Source organism: Halorhabdus sp. BNX81 (genome assembly GCF_029229925.1).
Taxonomy (GTDB): domain Archaea; phylum Halobacteriota; class Halobacteria; order Halobacteriales; family Haloarculaceae; genus Halorhabdus.
Genome location: NZ_CP107254.1, coordinates 2,589,840 through 2,608,673, shown reverse-complemented (window position 1 = coordinate 2,608,673; position 18,834 = coordinate 2,589,840). Strand labels below are relative to the sequence as shown.

Here is an 18,834-nt window from a genome sequence, read left to right as displayed (position 1 = left end):
CCTCTCCAGTCCGATCAACTCGTTGCGATCGTGGCGACGTTACACACGACCACGACCACCGTGACCCCGCCGAACCCTGCAAGGGCGGCGTATCTCTGCTGTTCGTCGACGAGATACCAGGTCGTCACCAGGACAGCCACTGCAGCGAGTTTCAGCCCGACGAATCCCCCAACCCCCAGTGTTTCGACGAGCGCTCCTGCGAGCACGTTGCCTTCCGACAGTCCTCGCCGGAGGCCGACCGTCGTCGTCAGCACGTCCAGTATCGACGCCGTGATCACTGTCGCCCAGAGGGACACGGACAGTGTCGAGAGCGAGAGCCACTCGCCAACGCAACCGATCGATTCGAAGCGATACCGTGTCGAACCCGCCCCCTCGGGTGTCGTCTGACGTTTTCCCATCGTTCCACCATCCCCGGACGACGGCGTCCAGTCGCCTGGCTGACGGGTCCTCCTCCCCCCGGATGATGGATTCCACTCCCCCGCACGCTGGATTCCACACCCCCGGATGGTGGACTCCACCCCCCGATGCTGGATTCCACGTCCCCCAGACAGTGGATCCCAACCCCCGGTTGCTGGCTTCCACCCCCCGGCTGCTGGACCCTCCACCCCCGTCCGGTCATCTCTCCTGTCACCCACCAATGCTTTTATTGTTTCGGTTTCGACTGTGAACACCTGTCACATCCCTGCGAGCGTGATCGTGTTGAGTCCAACGACCACCAGTGACACCATCGAAAACCCCCAGAGGACGAGTCTGGCGGATGTCTCGGCCAGGGAGTGCCAGGCGAGCACCAGACAGACGAGGGCGACCAGTTTGAGCGCGCCGATCCCCGGCGTGCCATAGGTGGCCATGAACGCCCGTGCGACCGCGTTTCCCTCGGACAGCCCGGACGCCGTTCCGACCATCGTGGTCACGATGTCGAAGGCGGAGCCCACGAGGACGACGATCCAGAGGACGGCATCGGCTTCCGGCAGCGGGCGCGGTTCCAGAAACGCCTCGAACGCGGCGAGCCCCGCTTGAAACCATCCCGGAACGACCCGCTCGGGGAGTGTCCGTAATTCGACCATGTTCACCGGATTGGCCTCATCGCCTGGGGCCCACTGCCGGCGGTGGCGGTTGGCGGTAGTTGAGGTAGAACGTCCGCCCACAGCCGTCCTGGCCGGGCTGTGGCCCGTCACTGTGGTCTGTTGTGGGGGAGGGGTTTCGGTCCCGTCCGGCGGACGCGTCATCCGCGACGTTGCCGAGACAGACGAACTCGATGCCGTCTGCGGCTTCGACGTCGTCTGTCGTGGCGGCGTATTCGTGGTCGGCGAGCGGGTGGCGCGTCACAGATGCGTCCTGCAATGCCGGGTCCCGGTCGACGCTCGTGACGGCCCCACAGTACGGACAGTGATACGTGACTTCGACCATACGTGTCGTTGGGCTTTGATCGATAAAGCTCCCCGGTCGCCACACCGCCGCTGCATCGACCGGGTGGGCAGTTTCTCGATCCCTTTTCACGCCCGAAACCTTATGGGACGTGCCATACCAACTTCGGACACGCAGATGTCAGCCAGTGTTGCTCCCATCGTGCTGGTGGTTGACGACGAATCAGACGTCGCCGACGCCTACGCAGCCCAGCTGGAGGGGCAGTTTACGGTCCTGACAGCCTATAGCGGCCAGGAAGCATTGGAAACACTCGACGATACCGTCGACATCGTCCTGCTCGACCGCAGGATGCCGGGGCTCTCTGGCGACGACGTTCTCGAACGCATTCGTGAGCGTGGCCTTGACTGCCGGGTCGCCATGGTGACCGCCGTGGATCCGGATTTCGACATCATCGAGATGCCCTTCGATGCCTACATCACCAAGCCGGTCTCCCGTGACGATCTCTTCGAGACGATCGATCGTCTGTTGACCTTCCAGTCCTACGAGAAGCAGTTTCAGGAGCTATACCGGGTGATGTCGAAGGTTGCCACGCTTCGGGCCAACAAAAGCGAGACCGAACTCCAGCACAACGACGCCTATCAGCGACTCCTCGACCGGCGTGACGATCTGCGTGATCGTCTCGACGAGACGATGCTTTCCTTCGATGACGACGACTTTACGACCGCGTTCAAGCAGTTCAAGGACCAGGGGGAGTAACTGCTGGCTCGATCCATCCTTGCGATCGGTTTCCGAAGGTGCTGAGAGCGGACGCTGTGGGACGGCGATCCGGTGGGTGGTGTTTAGTTTAGCAGGAATCGCTTGCAACAGCCAGAAAGCCCCCGCGCTCTCAGCTGCCGCGACTCGCTGCGCTCCAGTGGGTGCTTGCGTCGTCGGGGCTTGCTGAGAGCGCGGCCCCTTTCAGTCCCACCCGAGGCCGGTTGGTTAGCCGGCATGGGCGGGACTGAAAGGGGCGAGTGGCTCCGGGAAGACGGCCGAAGTAAGGCGCGAGGCGCTACGCGCCTCGGCACGCGCGAACGGGCCCACGGCCCGTGAGCGGACACCGCAACGGAGTGAGGAGCGCAGCGAGGTCGTCGGACGGCGACGCCGTCCGACTGTCCGAGGGACCGGCGGTCCCTCGCTACCCTCAACCGGAGCCACTCGGGGCTTTCTGGCTATCTCACCCAAGAATCGCTTAACTAAACACCGCCATCCGGTGACACCGAAGATCCAAGTGCGAGGACGACAAACGGTACCATATGACGCCCGTCTGGGGCTGGATCGTCGCATACGTCCTGGGATTTCTGCTCTTTCAGTTGCTCATCTACTGGTATCTCGGGGAGGCCGGCACGTCGATCGAGCGGACGACCCCGGATTCCACCGACCGGGAGCGCGGATCGCGGACGATCGAGCCGCGGGATCTCGACAGCCTCGAACCGGGCGAGACGATACGGTGTCGACACTGCGGGGCTGTAAACGAATTCGATCCGAGTTACACCTATTGTCGGGCCTGTGCCAGGGAATACCGGTAGCCGAACTCGACGATATCAGTCCTGAGAACGATGAAGAAACACCTTAGTGGCGACAGTGTCTTCTTCACGTATGCGTCTGGCCAGTGGCGTGCCGGGGTTCGACGAACTCGTCGAGGGTGGATTGCTGCCGAATCGGCTCTACGTGGTAAGTGGGCCACCGGGCAGCGGGAAGACCACATTCTCGTCGATGTTCATCACCCAGGGTGCCAAAGAGGGGGAGACCTGTCTGTACGTGACGATGCACGAGACGAAGTCCGAATTGAGCCAGGATATGGCCGGGTTCGAATTCGGGTTCGACCGGGCCATGCAGTCGAATACGGTCCAGTTTCTGAACCTCGTGACCGAGAGTGGCAAGCGAACCATCTCGCAGTTCGGGAGCGATGGCGGTTTGACAAATCGGCTGGTCGCGTATATCGAAGCCAACGACATCGACCGCGCGGTCATCGACTCGACGATGCTGCTCCAGCACTTTTTCACCGACGTGTCCGAGGAGATCACGGGCTTTCTGTCGGCACTCAAACAGACCGACGCGACGATCGTCCTGATCTCCGAGATGACCGATCCCAGCGCCTACTCCGACGAACATTACCTCGCACACGGCGTTATCTTCTTCCATAATTTCCTGGACTCGGGAAGCATGACCCGCGGCGTGCAGGTCATCAAGATGCGCGGGACCGCCATCGACTGTGACATCCGCGAGATCGGCTTCTCCGAGCAGGGCTTGCGGGTGTTCCCCGATAGCAAGGTTCAGACATAATGTACGAACGCACCTACGGCACAGACTGGGAGACACTCGGGAAGGACGAGGCGACCGAGCGGGCGTTCGCACTCGGCGTGGCGGCGGTGCTCGGCGAGCCTGATCCCGAGGAATACGAGCGGGTTCTGGGGACGACCGGCACCTCCTACGATCGGAGTCTCATCGAACTCGCCTATCAGGAAGGCAAACGCAAGGCGTCGGGGCGACGCGGCGAGTTCGAGGAGTCGGCCGGGGTCTGGGCGGAACTCGTCGAACCTGACGGGGAGAAGACGACGGTCGACGAGACGGACGTTCCTGACCGTCGTGACTCGCTCCCGCCGGCGCTCGACTCCATCGAGATGCTCGAACAGCGCTTAGAGGACGGCCTCGAACGCGAGGAGCTGCCCGATTTCCTCCGGAAGTGACCGTTCTCCCGTCCGGCGGCGTTGTCTCTGTCTCCTCGCGGGCTATCGCGACTGACTGTCGACTGTCCGTTCGATTTCCGGCGGTTCCGTTCCGGCCCACTTCCGCCACTGTTCTTCGAGGGCGACTTTGCCGATCGACTTCGCGATCGCAGCCCCGCCGGCGAGTGGGTCGAGCGTCGTCTCCCCCACGCGCTCGCGGTAGTCGATCGGGATCTCCGTGACGCGATACCCGCGCACGACCGGCCGAAGGAGCAACTCGGCTGAGAGCCCGGTGTTCTCGGTCCACTCGATCGAGTCGATGACCTCGCGGCGATAGGCCCGCATTCCCGTGGTGGTGTCGTGGACGCGCTCGCCGATCAGCGCACTCGCCAGCCACGCGAAGGCGTGGTTCCCCAGGCGATTGAAACGGGGCATCGTCCCGGCCCCGCCGGTGAGGCGGTCGCCGCTAACCATGTCGTAGCCGTCGTTGATCGCGTCCAGAAAGTCCGGGAGGCGTTCCATCGGGTAGGTGTCGTCGCAGTCGGTCGTGACGACTACCGGCCGGTCGGGTGTCGTGATCGCCGTCTGTACTGCCACGCCGTAGCCCTGTGGCTCCTGCTCGATCACGCGCGCGCCGTGCTCGCGAGCCACCTCCGCCGTCCCGTCGGTCGAACTGTCGACACAGACGACTTCGGCCTGCCCGTCGGTCACGCGCTCGATGTCCGCCAGTACTGTGCCGATCGCCTCGCGTTCGTTGTACGTCCCCATCACGACGCTGACGTCCGAAAACGTATAGCCGTCCCCGCTGGCTTTCTCATCGCTCATTACGCCACTGTTCGTCCGGGAACACTTGAGCTTTAGGTTTGCCTAAAGAAGGAGTTCGTTAGCGAACCGTCCGCTACACCGGCGAGTTCAGCGCGCCGAAGTACACCTGCCAGGCCAGCAGTGACTTCGCGACGAGACTCAAGACGATGTAGCCGACTTCGCCGAAGAGGTAGTCTTTCCACTTCCAGACGCCCCGGTACTGCAACAGCATGTTGATCGCAAAGAGGTTGAACAGGACAAAGAGTGAGACGTAGATCACGATCACGAAGTCCGGCGGGCTCCCCTCGCCGAAAGTGAAGGTGCCGATGATGGTGACGGCAATCGCGATCCAGGGGACGATCCCGGCCAGCGAACCGACGACGAAGGCGCTCCAGTCCGTTTCCCCGGTCAGTCGGTTGTGGCGTTCCATCACCAGCCCACAGAGGTTCATCACGGCGACCAGGCCGAACAGCGCGATCAGCGTGCCCAGATCCCAGACCCCGGCGAGCATCGCGATCAGGACGATCATCAGCGACGCGCTGACGGCGTACTCGTACCATCTGTAGGGGTTCATCCCCTGCTCCAGATAGGCGACGTACCGATCGTACAGCACCGTCGAAATCAATGCGTGTGCGATCGCGGAGATGAACAGGAACCCGGCGGCCAGATACGCGAGTTCGATGGTCCCGATCGACTCCATAACGGGCGAGAGTGTCTCGGTGGTCGTATCGAACTCCTGGTAGACGGCTGTGATCGTCCACTCCCGGGAGGAGCTCAGGTAGACCATCAGCGCGCCCTGGACGAAGTGCAGGACGGCCATCGCCGCGTTGAACCGTCGAAGATTCCAGTCGCTGGCGTCTGATGTAGCCATGATCGTGCTTCTCAGCGGATTATAATCATTCTTTGCCCGACTGTCCGGTCTCTGTGCCGGCCAGGAAATCCCGGCACGTGCCAGGGGAGGCCTGATTCGGCTGGTGAGATCTGACGAGTCGTCGCCGATAGCTTCCCTGGGGAGGTTATCAATTCTGATTCGTCGAGGGGGACACTCAAGTCCACGTTTCTCCCCATCACATATAATGAACAGTGCTCGAACTGACGACGAGAACCGTGTGGTCCCGGATGATCTGGACCTTCTCTTACAGCTGACGGAGTACACGGACGACTCTCTGTGGATGTTCACCCCGGACTGGGAGAACGTCATCTTCGCCAATTCGACGTACGAGGATATTTTCGGTGAGCCGGTGGCGTCCCTCGAGGCGGACCCGACGAGCTTTCTCGACGCGGTCCATCCCGACGACCGAGAACGGGTCGCCGACGGGATGGAACAATTGTCCGCCGGCGAGTCGACCGATCTGGAGTTTCGCGTCGATCCGGCCGAGGACTACGGGACCTGGGTCTGGGTCCAGGGCAAACCGGTGGTCGACGAAGCGGGCGAAGTGACCGCTCTCGCCGGGTACACCCGCGACATCACCCGCCGGAAGGAATACCAGCGGGAACTCGAACACCACCGGGAGGCCCTGGAGAAATCTAACGAGAGCCTCCGGGAGTTTGCCTACATCGCTTCTCACGACCTTCAGGAACCACTGCGAATGGTGTCGAGCTACGTCGACCTGCTCGAACGGGAATACGGCGACCAGTTCGACGACGAGGCCGAGGAGTACATGGAATTCGCCGTCAACGGCGCAAAGCGGATGAAGCGGATGATCAACTCGCTGCTGGAGTACTCCCGCGTCCACACCCAGGCCGAGGAGTTCGACGAGGTCGACGCCGCCGAGGTGTTCGAAAGCGCCCGCCAGGACCTGGAACTGCTGATCGCCGACCACAGCGCCGAGATCACGGTCGGGGACCTGCCGACCGTCAGCGCCGACCGCGACCAGCTCGGCCAGGTCTTCCAGAACCTCGTCAAAAATGCCGTGGAGCACGCCGAGAAGGACGGAACCCCACGGATCGACGTGACGGCCACCGACCGCCCGGACGCCTACGAGTTCGCCGTCTCGGACAACGGGCCGGGGATCCCGGCCGACGAACAGGACGACGTCTTCGAGATCTTCAGGCAAGGGGCGAACGCCGAGGCCGGCAACACCGGGATCGGGCTGGCGATCACCCGCCGGATCGTGCAACGCCACGGCGGCGAGATCTGGATCGAATCCGAGCAGGGAGAAGGCGCGGCGTTCAAATTCACCATCCCCAAGGGACTGAACGTCGCCGAATCGGAGGGTGTCGACCATGAGTGAGACCGGCCAGCCGGTCGAGATCCTCCTCGCGGAGGACAACCCGGGGGACGCCAAACTCACCCAGAAGGCCTTCGAGGAGGGGAACATCCTCAACAATCTCCACGTCGTCGAAGACGGTGCCGAGGCGATGGACTTCCTCAACCAGCGCGGCGAGTACGCCGAGAAGACGCGACCTGATCTGGTGTTGCTCGACCTCAACATGCCGAAAAAAGATGGTTGGGACGTCCTCGAAGAGATCAACGACGACCCGGAACTGCGCCGGATCCCCGTGATCGTGCTCACGAGTTCCGAAGCCGAGTCGGACATCGTGAAATCATACGACCTGCAGGCCAACGCCTACCTGAGCAAGCCCGTCGATTACTCGGGGTTCATGGACGTCGTCAGGAGCTTAGAGGAGTTCTGGCTATCAGTCGTCAAGATGCCACCGAAGTGACCCATGCCCGACGCAGGCACATCGATCGACGTCCTGTTGATCGAGGACAATCCCGGCGACGCCCGCCTCGTCGAGCACCATCTCAACGAATCCCACGTGGCCGACATCGTCGGCGACGTCACCCTCGAACACGAGGAGACGCTCGCCGAGGGGCTCCGGGCGATCGAAACGGGCCGACACGACATCCTGTTTCTCGATCTAGGGTTGCCCGAGAGCACCGGGCTGGCGACGCTTGGGACCGTCCAGGACGAGGACCCACGCGTTCCGATCGTCGTGCTCACCGGCCTGGACGATCGGGAGACCGCCGTCACGGCGATCCAACGCGGGGCCCAGGACTACCTGCTGAAGGACGATCTCGACGCGGACGATCTCGCCCGGTCGCTGCGCTACGCGGTCGAGCGACACCGGCAGGAAGCCCAGCTTCGCCTCCAGAACGAGCGCTTAGAGGAGTTCACCAGCGTCGTCTCCCACGATCTGCGGAACCCGCTCAACGTTGCCCACGCCCGGGTGAACATCCTGCGGGACGAGGCCGACAACGACCACCTCGAGACCGCCTCGCGGGCGCTCGATCGGATGGAGGCCCTGATCGAGGACCTCCTGACGCTGGCCCAGCAGGGCCGGACCATCGATGACCTGTCGACCGTCCGCCTCGACGTCGTCGCCGAGGGCTGCAGGGAGAACGTCGACACGGCCGACGCGGCCGTGATCGTCGACACTGACGCGACCGTCCGTGCCGACGGGAGTCGCCTGCAGGAACTCCTCAGCAACCTCCTCAGAAACTCGATCGAGCACGGCGGGGCAGCCGTGACGATCACGCTCGGCGACCTCGCCGACGGGTTCTACGTGGCGGACGACGGCCCCGGCATCTCCGCCGACGACCGCGAGCAGGTGTTCGAGATGGGGTACTCGACCTCCGAGGGTGGGACGGGATTCGGTCTCATGATCGTCGAGGGGATCGCCGAGGCCCACGGCTGGGACGTCCGCGTGACCGACAGCGAGGCCGGCGGGGCACGCTTCGAGATCACCGGCGTCGACGTGCACTGACTCCGTCACCCATCACGTCACAGCCGCTTTTCGACGTGATCGGCTGCCCGCAACGACAGCGCGGCGATGGTTAGCGTCGGGTTCATCGCGCCGCCGGTCGGGAAGACGCTGGACCCTGCGATCCAGCAGTTCGCGAGGTCGTGAGTTTGCCCTCGGGCGTCGACGACGCTCCCGTCCGGATCGGTTCCCATCCGCGTCGTGCCCATGTGATGGAACGCCGGCCCGGTATTCTCGGGGCCGATCTGCCAGGTGATCTCCGCGTCGAGTTCATCAAGAATGGCTTCCTGGATCGCGTTGGCTCGCCGGAGCGTCCGCCGGGTGCGATCGTCCAGCCCCCAGTGAATCTCCGGGACGGGATTGCCGTGGTCGTCGGTCCGCGAGGGGTCGAGCGTTACGCGGTTCTCCCGGCGCGGCGTTTGCTCGACCAGGGCTCCCACCGTGAGGTGGCTGCCGTACGTGTCACTGATCCGATCACGAAGTTCGTCGCCCCACCCGCCGTCGGACAGTGCAACTCCAACGGGTGAGGGGCCGCCGTAGTTGCGGAATTCGAGCTTGATCGGCCCGAGATCGTCCGCGCCGGCGTCAGCCGCAGGGATTCCCCGGTCCGTTCCGGCCGCCGGCTCGTCGTAGAACTGGTGGGACTCGGTGGTGTTGAACCCGACGTGGTGCTGGCGGGTCTCCCGGTCGATCACGCCGCTCGTGCCCGCAAACAGGTGCTCGTGGAAGTACCGACCCACGACCCCGCTCGAATTCGCCAGGCCGTCGGGGTACTGCGGTGACTCCGACAGCAGGAGGAGTCGGGGCGTCTCGACGCCGCCGGCGGCGAGGACGAACTCCCGCGCCTCCTGGCGGTGCGTCTCGCCATCGGGCGTGGCGTAGACCGCGGCCGTGACCCGCTCGCCCGCGTCGTCGTGTTCGAGGCGCTGGACCGGGACACGGTCGATCACTCGCGCGCCCGCGTCCTCAGCCTTCTCGACGTGGCTCGTGGCGTCGTACTTCGCGCCGGAGGGACAGACAGGCTGGCAGGTGCCATATCCCACGCAGGCCGATCGATCGTCATACCGTTCGGAGTTGCGGGCGTTGGGAACCGAGTGAGTGGTAATTCCCAGGGCCTCACAGGCCTCGGCGAAGATCGAGTCGCTGTGTGAGGGGTCGAACGCCGGCATCGGATGGGGATCCTCGCGTGGCGGTTCGAAGGGGTTGTCGCTCGCGCCGGCGACGCCGAGTGCTCGCTCCGCCGCCGCGTAGTACGGCCGGAGGTCGTCGTACTCGATCGGCCAGTCGGCGGCGACGCCGTCCCGCGACGCGACCGCGAAGTCGCGTTCGTGGAGCCGCATCACCATGCCTTGCCAGTGCAGCGTCGACCCGCCGACGCCCTTCACCCGGGTGTGGTTCAGCGGATAGTGCCGATCGCCGCTCGACGTGAAGGCGTCGCGCTCCCCGCCCATCCCCCAGATATCGGGCCGGCCGTGGGCCGGGCGCAGGGCGTCCTCCATCTGTTCGATTCGCTGCTCGGGGTCGAATCGCGGGCCAGCCTCCAAAACGGTCACTTCGTGGCCACCGGCGGCCAGTCGATGGGCGATCAGCGCGCCGGCCGGTCCTGCCCCGATCACGCAGACGGCAACCCCGTCGCTCGGCGTGCGATCGGCGCTCACGACTCCGGCCCCCGCTGATAACTCGCGAGTCCGCCCGGGTGACCCGGGGGATTCTCGATCCCGACCAACTCGCCGCCGGTCGGTGAGGCGTACAGCGCGAGCAACAGGTCGTTGATCACGAAATAGCGCAGGCGTTCGGTGTCCTCCCCATTCGGATCGGAATCGGCCTTCTCGGCCCCCATCCGCCGGAGTGCCTCGTCGCGCTCGTCGGGCGACAGCGCCGCGAAGTCGCTCTCGAACCACGCCTGACAGTACTCGTCGAGGTAGGCCACGGCGTCGGCGATCCCCTCGGCGTGTTCGGGGCGGTCGGCCGTCCGGCCGCCGGCGTAGCGTGCGACGAACGGCTCGATCTCGCTCACATCGTCGGGGTAGAGCACCTCGGCGGCGGCCGAAAGCGTCTCGCGGTCGTGGTCGGTGAGCGGTCGGTCCGTCTCGGTGCCCTCGCCGTCTGTCGCGGGGGCGACGCAGCCGGCCAGCGACGCCCCGACGGCCGACAGCGCCGCGATCGCGTCCCGTCTGGTGAGTTCGTGGCTCATGGATCAGGGCTCCTGTGTCTCGTTCGTCGCTCGCAGTTCTGTCCGGACGAAGACGCCGTCCGGCGATTCTTCGGGCACGTACGTCGCCGCGCCGCCACACGCCTGGGCGTCGAAGCAGTATTCGACGCGGGGGGTCAGCGCGCGCACCTGCCCGCCCCCGGCTTCGACTGGAACCGACAGCCGGTATTCGAACCCGCCCACCCCGTCGTCAGCGAAGACCGTCACGTCGACCGCCTCACGTCCGTCGATCGCAGGCTGTTCCTCGCTGCCGGCTTCGAGGAGGCCGACCGCTCGGACGGTGTCGCCGATAACGAGCCGGAACTGCAGCTCGTCGCCAGTCTCTCTCGGGACGTAGTGGGCCGTGCCGTCGTCGGTCTCGACGGTGACTGTCGCGCTCGTGACGCGCTCGGGGAGGCCGACGCTGGCGTTTAGCGTGACGGATTCGCCCGAGCGCTCCTGGACGCGCTGGAGTCGGGCGGCTTCCGGCGAATCGCCGAGTGGATCCCAGACGCCCCGAAAGCCGAACCGGTAGAGATCGCGGTCGGGGAACGCCTCGCTGATCGCGAACGGACGACCGTCCATCGCGTAGACGGTCCGGCCGTCGTAGCCCGGATCGTTCCGCAGCGCCTGGAAGGGGTGGTTGAGCCAGGGGCCGTACGGCGTCGGCGTCAGCACGACGGCGTTGGCCGGTGGTTCGGGCTCGAACGGCGCGTAGGTCAGTTCGTAGGTGTCGGTCACGTCGGCGTTGCGCTCGACGGGTGCGGCGGCCCCACCGGCCGTGATCCCGCCGAGGACGAGCGTACTCACGAGGGTGATCGCGGCGAGGGCTGCCAACGCCGTTCGGCGCTCGAAGCGTGCCCCGAGGGCGTCCCGGAGGGTGTCGACGGTGGCCAGGGCGGCGACGGCCCCGAAGGCGGCCGTCGGGACCAGCAGGTCGAAGTGGTAGTACGGACCCAGCGAGGCGATCAGGCCGTCGCCGGCCGCGTCGAGGTCGCCGAGCAGGTTGTAGTTCCCCCAGAAGTAGAGGTTTCCGAGCGGGACGGAGACGCCGACGGCTGCCAGGGTGGCTTGCCTGGCGTCCAGCCCTCGCCGGGCCGCCACGCCGAGTCCGGCGACCGCGAGCGCCGCGCCGACGATCCCGCCGGCGATCCAGCGGTCGACGAACGTCGCGAGGACGTTCCAGTTGGCCTGCAGTGCAAGCCCGGGCGTGTATTCGACGCCGTGGTTGAGGAGTTCGCGGTGTCCGAACCCGAGGCCGTCCAGCGGCGCGAACGCCTCGTAGGGGAACGTCAGGGGTGAGCCGGTGACGGCGGCGTTGTACGCGAGGGTTAGTCCGACGCCGACCAGCCCCAGCGCGGCGGTCGCCGCCTGCCGGGGGATCGCCGTCCACCAGTCCCGGGCGAGCGTCCACAGCGCGTGAGCCACGAACGGCGCGGCGAAGAGGACCGCGGTGTACGGTCGGGCGAAAAAGGCGAGGCCGATCGCCGCACCTGCCGCCGCTGCCCACCGCCAGTCGCCGGTCCGGTCTGCCCGAAGGTACCCGTAGGCGAAGGCCAGATTCAGCAGCGTCGTCGGCGCGTACGGCAGGAAGGTTGCGGTATCGAGGAGGAAGAGCGGCGAGGCGAGCACGAAAACAGCTGCAAGGAGTCCAGTTCGGCGGTCGAACACTTCGCTTACAACACCCGCGACGCCCGCGAGGATCCCGGCCGCGATGGTGGGCAGTGCCAGCCGATAGCCCCCGAGCAGTTCCCCGAGGGCGAACAGCCCGGCGGGGACTGGGTTGTACTTCGGGTAGAACCCCTCGCTCTCGACGAAGAACCACGGCCGGAAGACGCCCTCGACGGGCGGGGTGAGGGTGAGTTTGCCCTCCAGCAGCATCGCGGCCTGCTGGAGGTAGACGCCCTCGTCGTGATTCAGTGAATGGTATGGAAAGAGGTTCGTCGAGACGAGCCAGACGGCGAGTGCGCCGGCGATTGCGATCGTGAGCGTCGCGAGGCGAAAGCGGCGTCGGTCCATCACTCGGCGGGAAACCAGGCCAGGGGGTGGTCGGTCGCCAGGCGGACCCGGACGCGCTTGTCCATCCCGAGTTCCTCGGCGTGGTTGTGCTCACAGTGCAGGATGGCCCCGGAGTCGAGTTCGACGGTGTAGACGAACGAGGGGCCGGTGTACTGCCGATCGACGATCCGACCGTTGGTGCCCGCCGGATCGGCCGGCACGGCCCGGATGTCGTCGGGTCGAACGAGCACGTCAACATCGGCTCCCTCGTATTCGGTGTCGAGGCCCTCGATCCGGTCGGCGTCGAGACAGCCCAGCGGCGTGTCGACACAGCCCTCGGCAAGGGTCCCGGAGACGAACCCGGCCTGGCCGAGGAACTCGGCGACGAAGCGCGATTCTGGTTGCTGGAAGACGACCTCCGGGCGGCCGATCTGCTCGATTTGCCCGCCGTCGATGACGGCCACGCGGTCGCTGATCGAGAGCGCCTCCTCCTGGTCGTGGGTGACGGAGACGGCGGTGACGCCGGTCTCCTTGATGATCCGGCGGACCTCCCGGCGCATCTCCTCGCGCAGGCCGACGTCGAGGTTCGAGAAGGGTTCGTCGAGCAGGAGCACGTCGGGTTCGGGGGCGAGCGAGCGCGCGAGTGCGACCCGCTGGCGCTGGCCGCCCGAGAGGTCCTCCGGGCTGGCGTTCTCGTAGTCCCCGAGGCCGACGAGTTCGAGCAGGTCGGCCACCCGCTCGTCGATCTCGTCCTGCGGTCGCTGTTGAATGCCGAAGGCGACGTTCTCGCCCACGGTGAGGTGGGGAAACAGCGCGAACTCCTGGAAGACCAGGCCCACGTCGCGGTTTTCGGGCTTGACGAACGTGCCTTCGCCCGCGACGCGATCCCCGGCGACCCGGATCGCGCCGGCGTCGGGTTCGTCGAGTCCCGCGAGCAACCGGAGGGTCGTCGTTTTCCCACAGCCCGACGGCCCCAACAGCGTGAGCAGTTCGCCGTCTTGAACCGTCAGGCTCAGCTCGTCGACGGCAGTTTCCGTGCCGAACGTCCGGGTGACGCCGTCGAGTTCGAGGACTGCCGTGCGGTTTTCGCCGGCTGTTTCGGCTGTGCCGGTCGTCTGGGGCTGTGCGTCGACTGGTGTTGATGGTTGTGATGCAGTCACGTGTTCGAACCCTCCTGGCTGAGGATGACGGCCATCGAGAGCGCGGAGATGACGATCAAGACGAGCGCGGGCACGGCCGCGCGACCGTAGAGGCCGGCTTCCCGCACTTCCCAGATATACGTCACTAGGGTATGATCGAACCAGAACGGCCGTAAGAGTAGCGTCGCCGGCAGTTCCTTCATGGTCGTTAGGAAGACCAGAGCCGCCCCGGTCGCGATGCCGGGGGCGATCAGCGGGAGCGTCACTGCCCGGAAGGCCTCCGTCCGGGTACGTCCGAGCGTCCGGGCGGCCTCGATGAGGCGGCGATCGACCTGCATCGTCGAGGTCCGGATCGCACCGATCGCCTGCGGAACGAATCGGACGACGTACGCGAAGACGAGAATCAGGAGCAGATCGTCGGCGGCTTCCGTCACCGACGGAGGCAGGCCATGCAGCGTGAACAGGACCAGCGCGAATGCGAGCACGATCCCCGGCGTGGCGTAGCCGACGTACGAGAGACGATCAGCCAGCGTCGCCAGCCGGGAGCGACCCCGTGCGGCCGCGACCGCCACCGGCAGCGCGACCAGCAGCGACCCGCCGGCAGCGAAGCCGGCCAGATACAGCGAGTTCCAGCCGTACGTCCAGGAAAAGGCCAGCCCGCCGGCCGTATAGGCACCCGCGTCGCTGAACAGCAACAATCCGAAGACGGCCACCGGGACCGCGATAGCGAGGGCAGCCACGATGAGGGGGAACAACGCGGCGACGTATCGCCACGCGCCGAGTTCGATCACGGCACCGCCACTGGTTCCACGGCTCTGATAGGCTCCCTCGTCGTCGGCTCCGACCTTCGATTCGAGGTAGAGGATCACAGCCGTCACGCCGAGCAACTGGATGGACAGCAGGGCGGCCCACGGGCGCATCGTATTGTAGCGCGCGTAGATCGCCTGGGTGAACACTTCGACGCCCATGAAACTGGGTGTCCCGAAGTCCGCGAGGGTGTACAGCGCGACCAACAGCGCGCCGGCGGCGATCCCGGGGGCGATCTGTGGCAGCGTCACCCGCCGGAACGCTTCGAGTCGCCCGGCGTCGAGCGTCCTGGCGGCCTCGATGAGGGAGGTATCAAGCGACAGCAGTGACGCTCGCGTCGTCAACAGGACGTACGGGTAGGTGTAAAGCGTCAGGACGATCGCCGCGCCGGCAAACCCGTCGATCAAGGGGAGCTGTTCGATCCCGAGTGGGGCGAGCACGCCCGTGAGGATGCCGCCCGAGCCAAAGGCCGAGAGGACCGCAAGCGCCCCGAGATAGCTGGGGATCGCCAGGGGAAGGGCTGCGAGGACGGTGAACAACCGAGCGAACGGGAGGTCAGTCCGGGCCGTCAGCAGGGCAATGGGGACCCCAACGAGGACGCTCGCCGCCGTGACGATGGTGACGAGTGCGACGCTGCGGAGGAGGATCTCGATCGTTCGGGGATCGACTGTGAGCGCCAGTGCGCGCGGGCCGAGGTTCAGGGCCTCCTCGAACAGCCAGGCTAAGGGTACGACCAGCGCGACGGCGATGGCGGCCGCGAGCAACGTCAGCCCCGAGGGGCGTCGGAAGCGGGACTCTCCCGGGAGGCGCTTGCGAAGGCGCGATAGTCGACCCTTCGTGCTCATCCCGAGACGCCGGCCTCGGACATCAGTTCCAGCGTCGGTTCGAGATCCGCCAGGTCAGCCAGATTGATGTCCGGGGGATTCAACTCGTCGACGGTCGGTAGGCCGCCGACCGGTTCGACGCCGGGAATCATCGGATAGGCGTAACTCACGGTGGCGAAGAACTCCTGGGCCTCCGCCGAGAGCAGGTGTCGCACGAAGTTCGTGATCAGGTCGTCTTTCTCCGTTCCTTTGACCTGGAGAACCCCGGCGACGTTGACCAGGCCCCCGGCGTCGCCGTTCGTGAACGCGAGATCCAGCGGGGCGTCGGGGCGCTGGTTTTTCACCCGCATCGCGTAGTAATGGTTGGCGAACCCGGCGGTCAGGTCACCGTCGGCCACCGCCTGGGTGACGAGGTACTCGTTGCGATGGCGATCGGTGCCGGCCTCCCGCATCGCTTCCAGCCACTGGCGGGTCGTCTCGGGCCCCTTCTGGAGCCGCATCGCGGTCACGAAGGCCTTGAACGCGCCGTAGGTCGGTGCCCACCCCATCGTTCCCCGAAGGGCCTCGGTCTCGGGGAACTGTGCGACTTTCTCCGGGATCTCGCTCTCGCTGATCACGTCGGTGTTGTAGGGGACGCTCCGGGCGCGGCCGGCGACGCCGACCCACGCGTTGTCAGCACCCCGAAAGTCCGCCGGAACGGGTTCGAGTGCCTCGTCAGCGAGTGGCTCGTAGGCGTCGTTTTCAGCCACGAAGCCGAGCGAGGCGGCGTCGATCGACCAGAAGAGATCGGCCTGCGTGGCCCCGGCTTCGACCTCCTCGACGATCGTCTGGGCCAGCGATGCCGAGGGCGAATTGCTGTCGAGGACGGAGAACTCCGGATAGATATCCTCTAACATCCCGATAAAGCCCTTGTAGATGCCGCCCTCGCCGCCGCCGATGTAGAGATTCAACGATCCCGAGAGATCCGGCAGTTCGTCGATCGACGTGCCGCCGGGGGCCGGTCGCCCGTCGACGATCGCGCCCGATCCGCGGAACTCCGACAGCGACGGCACGCCCAGTTCCTCGCCGCTCCCCTCCGTCGTCTCGCCCCCGAAGGGGTTTGCACAGCCCGCCAGCCCGCCCAGCGCAGCTGCGCCGGCCGCCCCCAGGAACCGCCGCCGACTCGTCGATCTCCGTGTCATGTTGGGTTTAGGTTTGCCTAAATACGTATAAACTCCGTGATTTCGTCCGGGGTTCGCCGGCGTCTTTCCGTCTTCGTCGCGGCCGGACCGGTCGTCACGATCGGTCATTCCGCGACCACCGCCGTTTCCCGCCGCCCGTCGGCATCGAGTTCCGCCAGGCAGTCCACCCAGTCGTCGAGGTACTCACCACAGTACGCGAGGAACTCGGCGTTCTCCCACTCGTCGTCCGCGCCGGTCTTGAGTTCCGTGGCGACGGCGCGGGCCACCTCGGCGTAGGAATCGGCGTCCGCGCCGGCGCGGTCGACGAGTTTCCAGACGTGTTCGTTGAGTTCGAGGCCGGCCACCTCGTTGGCCAGGTCGCCGAAGGTCGACCGCGGTGCCTTGTTGTGGTCACACAGCGGCGCGCCGTTGTAGATCCGTCCGCCGAGGACGTCGGCAGCACGCTTCAGGAGGAGGCCCGACCAGATGTCGTCGAAGCGCCCGACGTCCCAGGGGTTGTCGTCCATCGGGAACTGGTAGAACGCCGGGACGACCTCCCGGCGAAAGGCCAGGTTCATCGAGCAGACGGTGAGATAATTCCCACGTCCCGCGACGAAGTCGTCCCCGAAATCGTCCCGTGTCGTGCGGGTCTGGGCCTGTCCCTGGAGGTCGCCGTCCATGAGGATCCGGACCGCATCGAGGTCCGGGACGTTGGTCCACAGGCCTTGAGAGGCGACGACGCGCTCGACGCGCTCGGTCGTGACCGTCCGCTCTTCGTCCATCGCGCTGTAGGGATACCCGCGCGGATAGAGGTCCTTGGCCCCCTGGAGGACGTTCACCCACTGCTCGTCGGATTCGACGGCCGTGAGGTCGCCCTCGTAGGCGAGGTTGTCGAGGTGGGTTCCGAAGAAGTCGATATCGTCGTGTGGGGCGGTGTCGTCGTCGAGGAAGACGCCGTACTCGAAGCGTTCGTGCGCCCAAAGATACAGTAGGCCGAAGGACGTCTGTGCGTGACTGGCGTCGGGAATCAGGTGCCCGTACTCGCTGATCCCCTGTGCCTCGAACCAGTCTTGGCGGCCACTTCCGTCGAAGACTGCCCCGTCGAGGCCCTCCTCGTCGAGCATCGCTTCCATCGCCGCGGTATCACAGAAGTCCTCGGTGACGAGGACGACGAAGAGTCGATCCAGATCGAACCCGTGCTCGCGGGCGTTCTCGGCGTACGCCCGGAGGAACTCGTGGTTTCTGATCGTCGGGACGACGACGCAGATATCTTGGGTAGTCATCGGTACTCCCGATTGTTTAGGGTAGCCTAAAAACGTGGCGATCGGGACACATGCGTGCTTTCAGCGGTGGACGCGTTGATTCGTCCGTGGGGAGCTCGCGATCATGTATCGTCGCCAGCAGCGGTTGTCGTCGAGCTCTCGAAGTCCGTGACGTCGGGGATATCGACGTTCGTCTCCGAGGCGAGTGCGTCGACGTCTGACTGTTCCTCGGCGATGCCGGTCGTCATCAGCAGTCGGATGGCCCGGCGGACGCTGATGTCGATCTCGTGGATGGTGTCTTCCGGCGCGAGCACGAGTCGGCCGCCGGTGATGTTCGGGCTGTGCGGGACGAAGACGTTGTAGGCCTTCCCGGTGGCTGACTGGGTCGAGGCCGGGCTCTCGCCGGTGACGAACCCGATGGCGAACAGCCCTTCACGGGGATATTCGATCAGGACGACGTTCTCGTAGCGGTTCTCCCGGTTGCGCAGCGCCTGGGTCATCTGGCGGACGCTCGTGTAGATGACCCGCACGACGGGGACGATCCCGAACGCCCGGTCGAACCACGAGAACGCCCAATCGCCGATCGACCGCTGGGTGAGATACCCCAGGGAAGTGATCACGAATATCAGTGTCAGGAACGTGATGACCTGGGCGACGAGCGTGATGTTGCCCGTGTACTGGGCCAGCGCAGTCGTCGAGACGATCGGATCGACGAACCCCGACAGCCAGCCGATCAGCAGTCTGAGGGCGACGATCGTGACCACGAGCGGGGCGACGAGAAACAGCCCCGCCACGAAACTCCGTCTGAGTGTATGCGCTCGTGACACAGTACGGCCGAGTTCGCGGTCATGCCCCTAACGTTTACCGG

20 protein-coding genes are annotated in these 18,834 nt (G+C 65.6%); 7 read left to right on the top strand and 13 right to left on the bottom strand.

The window, feature by feature from the left end; all coding sequences use genetic code 11:
- Positions 1-14: 14 nt before the first annotated feature.
- The 3 genes from HBNXHr_RS13180 to HBNXHr_RS13170 form a co-directional block, all read right to left on the bottom strand.
- Positions 15-398 carry a DUF5658 family protein gene (locus tag HBNXHr_RS13180; protein WP_275882490.1) on the bottom strand — a complete coding sequence of 128 codons (384 nt, stop codon included), beginning with the start codon at positions 396-398 and terminating at the stop codon, positions 15-17.
- Between the two features lie 276 nt (positions 399-674).
- Positions 675-1,064, bottom strand: a complete 390-nt coding sequence (locus HBNXHr_RS13175) for a DUF5658 family protein (RefSeq protein WP_275737582.1) — start codon at positions 1,062-1,064, stop codon at positions 675-677.
- A 16-nt stretch (positions 1,065-1,080) separates the two neighbouring features.
- Entirely contained in the window at positions 1,081-1,407 is a 327-nt protein-coding gene (locus HBNXHr_RS13170) for a hypothetical protein (protein ID WP_275882489.1), read from the bottom strand.
- A 135-nt stretch (positions 1,408-1,542) separates the two neighbouring features.
- Between HBNXHr_RS13170 and HBNXHr_RS13165 the strand changes: the two genes are divergently transcribed.
- From HBNXHr_RS13165 to HBNXHr_RS13150, 4 genes are all read left to right on the top strand, one after another.
- Positions 1,543-2,121, top strand: a complete 579-nt coding sequence (locus HBNXHr_RS13165; protein WP_275737587.1) for a HalX domain-containing protein — start codon at positions 1,543-1,545, stop codon at positions 2,119-2,121.
- A gap of 539 nt (positions 2,122-2,660) precedes the next feature.
- Complete coding sequence (locus tag HBNXHr_RS13160; protein WP_275737589.1) at positions 2,661-2,933, top strand: hypothetical protein; 273 nt, start codon at positions 2,661-2,663, stop codon at positions 2,931-2,933.
- A 70-nt stretch (positions 2,934-3,003) separates the two neighbouring features.
- Positions 3,004-3,690, top strand: coding sequence for an ATPase domain-containing protein (locus HBNXHr_RS13155; RefSeq protein WP_275882488.1), 687 nt, complete (start codon positions 3,004-3,006; stop codon positions 3,688-3,690).
- Positions 3,690-4,094: a hypothetical protein gene (locus tag HBNXHr_RS13150; RefSeq protein WP_275882487.1), complete on the top strand. Its 405-nt coding sequence runs from the start codon at positions 3,690-3,692 to the stop codon at positions 4,092-4,094. Before HBNXHr_RS13155 ends, HBNXHr_RS13150 begins: the two co-directional genes overlap by 1 nt.
- A 42-nt stretch (positions 4,095-4,136) precedes the next feature.
- On the opposite strand, the gene HBNXHr_RS13145 is transcribed toward HBNXHr_RS13150, so the two are convergent.
- Together HBNXHr_RS13145 and heR are read right to left on the bottom strand one after the other, a co-directional pair.
- Positions 4,137-4,898 (bottom strand): dolichyl-phosphate hexose transferase, encoded by a 762-nt coding sequence (locus HBNXHr_RS13145; protein ID WP_275882486.1) that lies wholly within the window; start codon positions 4,896-4,898, stop codon positions 4,137-4,139.
- A gap of 73 nt (positions 4,899-4,971) precedes the next feature.
- The gene (gene heR / locus HBNXHr_RS13140) at positions 4,972-5,748 is read right to left on the bottom strand and encodes a heliorhodopsin HeR (RefSeq protein WP_275882485.1); all 777 of its coding nucleotides are present in this window, start codon (positions 5,746-5,748) and stop codon (positions 4,972-4,974) included.
- Positions 5,749-5,953: 205 nt separating this feature from the next.
- Here heR and HBNXHr_RS13135 point away from each other — a divergent pair, with 205 nt between their 5' ends.
- From HBNXHr_RS13135 to HBNXHr_RS13125, 3 genes are read left to right on the top strand one after another with little or no spacing between them, the layout of a single operon-like run.
- Positions 5,954-7,111: a PAS domain-containing sensor histidine kinase gene (locus HBNXHr_RS13135; protein WP_275882484.1), complete on the top strand. Its 1,158-nt coding sequence runs from the start codon at positions 5,954-5,956 to the stop codon at positions 7,109-7,111.
- The gene (locus HBNXHr_RS13130) at positions 7,104-7,544 is read left to right on the top strand and encodes a response regulator (protein ID WP_275882483.1); all 441 of its coding nucleotides are present in this window, start codon (positions 7,104-7,106) and stop codon (positions 7,542-7,544) included. Before HBNXHr_RS13135 ends, HBNXHr_RS13130 begins: the two co-directional genes overlap by 8 nt.
- Before the next feature lie 3 nt (positions 7,545-7,547).
- Entirely contained in the window at positions 7,548-8,588 is a 1,041-nt protein-coding gene (locus tag HBNXHr_RS13125) for a hybrid sensor histidine kinase/response regulator (RefSeq protein ID WP_275882482.1), read from the top strand.
- 17 nt (positions 8,589-8,605) lie between these two features.
- On the opposite strand, the gene HBNXHr_RS13120 is transcribed toward HBNXHr_RS13125, so the two are convergent.
- The 8 genes from HBNXHr_RS13120 to HBNXHr_RS13085 form a co-directional block, all read right to left on the bottom strand.
- Positions 8,606-10,243, bottom strand: a complete 1,638-nt coding sequence (locus HBNXHr_RS13120) for a GMC family oxidoreductase (RefSeq protein WP_275882481.1) — start codon at positions 10,241-10,243, stop codon at positions 8,606-8,608.
- Positions 10,240-10,779 (bottom strand): gluconate 2-dehydrogenase subunit 3 family protein, encoded by a 540-nt coding sequence (locus tag HBNXHr_RS13115; protein WP_275882480.1) that lies wholly within the window; start codon positions 10,777-10,779, stop codon positions 10,240-10,242. The genes HBNXHr_RS13120 and HBNXHr_RS13115 overlap by 4 nt, the downstream gene beginning before the upstream one ends.
- Positions 10,780-10,782: 3 nt before the next feature.
- Entirely contained in the window at positions 10,783-12,795 is a 2,013-nt protein-coding gene (locus tag HBNXHr_RS13110) for a glycosyltransferase family 39 protein (RefSeq protein WP_275882479.1), read from the bottom strand.
- A complete protein-coding gene (locus tag HBNXHr_RS13105; protein WP_275882478.1) occupies positions 12,795-13,934 on the bottom strand; it encodes an ABC transporter ATP-binding protein in 1,140 nt (379 codons plus the stop codon). Before HBNXHr_RS13105 ends, HBNXHr_RS13110 begins: the two co-directional genes overlap by 1 nt.
- Positions 13,931-15,565, bottom strand: a complete 1,635-nt coding sequence (locus tag HBNXHr_RS13100; RefSeq protein WP_275882477.1) for an iron ABC transporter permease — start codon at positions 15,563-15,565, stop codon at positions 13,931-13,933. The genes HBNXHr_RS13105 and HBNXHr_RS13100 overlap by 4 nt, the downstream gene beginning before the upstream one ends.
- Positions 15,562-16,725 carry an extracellular solute-binding protein gene (locus HBNXHr_RS13095; RefSeq protein ID WP_275882476.1) on the bottom strand — a complete coding sequence of 388 codons (1,164 nt, stop codon included), beginning with the start codon at positions 16,723-16,725 and terminating at the stop codon, positions 15,562-15,564. Before HBNXHr_RS13095 ends, HBNXHr_RS13100 begins: the two co-directional genes overlap by 4 nt.
- 104 nt (positions 16,726-16,829) lie before the next feature.
- Positions 16,830-17,987, bottom strand: coding sequence for an alpha-1 4-glucan-protein synthase (locus tag HBNXHr_RS13090; protein WP_275882475.1), 1,158 nt, complete (start codon positions 17,985-17,987; stop codon positions 16,830-16,832).
- Positions 17,988-18,088: 101 nt separating this feature from the next.
- On the bottom strand, positions 18,089-18,760 hold the full coding sequence (locus tag HBNXHr_RS13085) for a DUF502 domain-containing protein (RefSeq protein ID WP_275882474.1): 672 nt from the start codon (positions 18,758-18,760) through the stop codon (positions 18,089-18,091).
- Positions 18,761-18,834 lie beyond the last annotated feature (74 nt).

What these genes read in the sequence shown, in the direction of transcription:
- HBNXHr_RS13180 (WP_275882490.1), bottom strand. Translation starts at nt 398, where the DNA reads ATGGGAAAACGTCAGACGACACCCGAGGGGGCGGGTTCGACACGGTAT.
- HBNXHr_RS13175 (WP_275737582.1), bottom strand. Translation starts at nt 1,064, where the DNA reads ATGGTCGAATTACGGACACTCCCCGAGCGGGTCGTTCCGGGATGGTTT.
- HBNXHr_RS13170 (WP_275882489.1), bottom strand. Translation starts at nt 1,407, where the DNA reads ATGGTCGAAGTCACGTATCACTGTCCGTACTGTGGGGCCGTCACGAGC.
- HBNXHr_RS13165 (WP_275737587.1), top strand. Translation starts at nt 1,543, where the DNA reads ATGTCAGCCAGTGTTGCTCCCATCGTGCTGGTGGTTGACGACGAATCA.
- HBNXHr_RS13160 (WP_275737589.1), top strand. Translation starts at nt 2,661, where the DNA reads ATGACGCCCGTCTGGGGCTGGATCGTCGCATACGTCCTGGGATTTCTG.
- HBNXHr_RS13155 (WP_275882488.1), top strand. Translation starts at nt 3,004, where the DNA reads ATGCGTCTGGCCAGTGGCGTGCCGGGGTTCGACGAACTCGTCGAGGGT.
- HBNXHr_RS13150 (WP_275882487.1), top strand. Translation starts at nt 3,690, where the DNA reads ATGTACGAACGCACCTACGGCACAGACTGGGAGACACTCGGGAAGGAC.
- HBNXHr_RS13145 (WP_275882486.1), bottom strand. Translation starts at nt 4,898, where the DNA reads ATGAGCGATGAGAAAGCCAGCGGGGACGGCTATACGTTTTCGGACGTC.
- heR (WP_275882485.1), bottom strand. Translation starts at nt 5,748, where the DNA reads ATGGCTACATCAGACGCCAGCGACTGGAATCTTCGACGGTTCAACGCG.
- HBNXHr_RS13135 (WP_275882484.1), top strand. Translation starts at nt 5,954, where the DNA reads ATGAACAGTGCTCGAACTGACGACGAGAACCGTGTGGTCCCGGATGAT.
- HBNXHr_RS13130 (WP_275882483.1), top strand. Translation starts at nt 7,104, where the DNA reads ATGAGTGAGACCGGCCAGCCGGTCGAGATCCTCCTCGCGGAGGACAAC.
- HBNXHr_RS13125 (WP_275882482.1), top strand. Translation starts at nt 7,548, where the DNA reads ATGCCCGACGCAGGCACATCGATCGACGTCCTGTTGATCGAGGACAAT.
- HBNXHr_RS13115 (WP_275882480.1), bottom strand. Translation starts at nt 10,779, where the DNA reads ATGAGCCACGAACTCACCAGACGGGACGCGATCGCGGCGCTGTCGGCC.
- HBNXHr_RS13110 (WP_275882479.1), bottom strand. Translation starts at nt 12,795, where the DNA reads ATGGACCGACGCCGCTTTCGCCTCGCGACGCTCACGATCGCAATCGCC.
- HBNXHr_RS13100 (WP_275882477.1), bottom strand. Translation starts at nt 15,565, where the DNA reads ATGAGCACGAAGGGTCGACTATCGCGCCTTCGCAAGCGCCTCCCGGGA.
- HBNXHr_RS13095 (WP_275882476.1), bottom strand. Translation starts at nt 16,725, where the DNA reads ATGACACGGAGATCGACGAGTCGGCGGCGGTTCCTGGGGGCGGCCGGC.
- HBNXHr_RS13090 (WP_275882475.1), bottom strand. Translation starts at nt 17,987, where the DNA reads ATGACTACCCAAGATATCTGCGTCGTCGTCCCGACGATCAGAAACCAC.